This is a genomic window from Variovorax glucosi (assembly GCF_051216695.1).
Lineage (GTDB): Bacteria > Pseudomonadota > Gammaproteobacteria > Burkholderiales > Burkholderiaceae_C > Variovorax.
This window is the reverse complement of sequence record NZ_JBPJZE010000033.1, coordinates 1-1790: the sequence shown is the minus strand read 5'-3', so window position 1 is coordinate 1790 and position 1790 is coordinate 1. Positions and strand designations below refer to the sequence as shown.

Sequence of the window (1790 nt, the reverse complement as noted above, 5' to 3'; positions counted from 1 at the left end):
TCGGCAGGCTGTTCGCCATGAGGCGCTGCATGGGCTCCCAAGGCGTTGATGCCCGCGATGACCTTCTCGATGTCGCTCGATAGCGCGGCATTGGTCGTGTTGAGTTCCAGGCCTCGCCGGTAGTGCTGCAAGGCTTCATCAAAGTGGTCTTGTGCCAAGGCAGCAAAGCCTTGGACGAAGTGCGGTAGCGGATCGGCCTCGGGCAGCTCGAGCAGCGGCTGCCATGTCAGCAGCGCCACACCTGCGCGGCCTGAACTGAATTGCAGAAGCCCCAGTTGATAGCGCGCCATCGGAAAACCCGGGGCCAGCAGTGTTGCGTTGGCGAAAGCGGTCTCGGCCTGGTTCATGTCGCCGAGCGCGGCGAACTCTGCGCCCAGCAGGAACTGCGGCAAGCCGGCACTCGGCTCGGCTGCGCTGGCTTTCTGAAACCATTCGATGGCCTGCGCCCCGTCGTTGGCCTGGCTCGCCCTCATGCCGTTGGACATGAGGGCATCAAATGAAGTCGGGTCCGGGCTTTTCATCTCAAACAACCTCCGTGCGGTGACGCGCAATGCGCCAAGAAAGGCGGCATTGCCGCTCATCCGCGCATTGTCGCGCCGCAAGGCGTTTGCCGGGAGGATGCGGAGTCGCGCGAGGGGACATCGGCGCGCCGACTAAACAAATTGCGGGAACGCTGGATGACTTGTCTGATGAACACCGGTACCGCGTACTCTCTGGCCACCTTGCAAAGCCAGGATTCTTCGTTACGAGCCGACGATCCGGCCGAAGCGTTCGCAGCCGCGCTTCGTCGCGCTGACTGGAACGAGGTTGAGCGCCAGCTTCGCGCGGGATCGGGCCGCGCGGGCGAGAACGCCGATGCCTGGGCCCTGCGCAAAAGCGACTGGTACCTTGCGCAGCAACGCTGGTACGAGGCAGAAACCCATCTCAAGGGCTTGTTTGCCGAGGGCGTGCCGGCCGGGTTGTTCCAGACCATCGTGCGCCACAAGTTGGGCTCGATCGCCTTCATGCGCAATGACGATGCGGGCTGCGTGGCATGGCTGTCTCCGCTGCTTGAGGTCGATGGAGTCGCAAATGCTCTTCCTCAAGGATTTCGGACTGCGGAGATCCTGTGGGTGAGGGCACTGCATCGTTCGCATGCGACTGATCGGCTTCATCGCTGGGCGGCGCAGTTGGATGCGCTCGGGCAACTCGATCCCCAGGTTGCTGGCGTTGCGAGCCTGGCCATGTGGGAGCGGGGCGATCTTGCATCGGCAAAGCGTTGGATCGCGATGGGACGCCGCGGCAATGGCAGCGCATCCGCGGAATGCCTGGTGGCTGCTGCTCATATGGCAATGGCTAGCCGAGCATCTTTGGCTGAAGCGGGAAGGCTTGTTGATGAAGCCTGTTCCCGATGGGCAGACGATGGACGGACCTGGGCAGCGAGAGGGCTCATCAAGCTTCTGACCGGAAATATGGAGGGTGCCAACACCGACCTTGAGCGCGCGACGCGCCGCTACACCTCGCTACGGGCTGGCTTGGCGCGGACTAGGTTGGGCGCAGATATTCCTTGGAAGGCCTGCTGTCGCGGAACAGAGCTTTCAGTCTGCATTGCGTCTGGATGATCAGCACCCGGAAAGCCACGGAGGATTGGCCGTGTCGTTGCTCATACAGCGGCGGGAGCCTGAAGCACGAGGCAGTCTGTTGAGCTGCAGAAACCTGAATGCCGAGAGTCCGTCAGGAGTCTATGCGGAGCGTCTATTGGAGGAAGGCTCGGGGGCCACTCTGAATCTGTCGGAGATTCTGGTTCGGGT

At 62.4% G+C, this 1790-nt stretch carries 3 protein-coding genes; 2 read left to right on the top strand and 1 reads right to left on the bottom strand.

Annotated features, from left to right (window positions below; genetic code table 11):
* The coding region (locus ACSFA3_RS22515; RefSeq protein ID WP_435507709.1) for a tetratricopeptide repeat protein at window positions 1-581 on the bottom strand (581 nt) is incomplete at its 3' end.
* 108 nt (window positions 582-689) lie between these two features.
* Between ACSFA3_RS22515 and ACSFA3_RS22510 the strand changes: the two genes are divergently transcribed.
* Together ACSFA3_RS22510 and ACSFA3_RS22505 are read left to right on the top strand one after the other, a co-directional pair.
* Entirely contained in the window at window positions 690-1601 is a 912-nt protein-coding gene (locus ACSFA3_RS22510; protein ID WP_435470077.1) for a hypothetical protein, read from the top strand.
* A partial coding sequence (locus ACSFA3_RS22505) for a tetratricopeptide repeat protein (protein WP_435507710.1) occupies window positions 1510-1790 on the top strand: 281 nt, incomplete at its 3' end. The genes ACSFA3_RS22510 and ACSFA3_RS22505, both read left to right, overlap by 92 nt.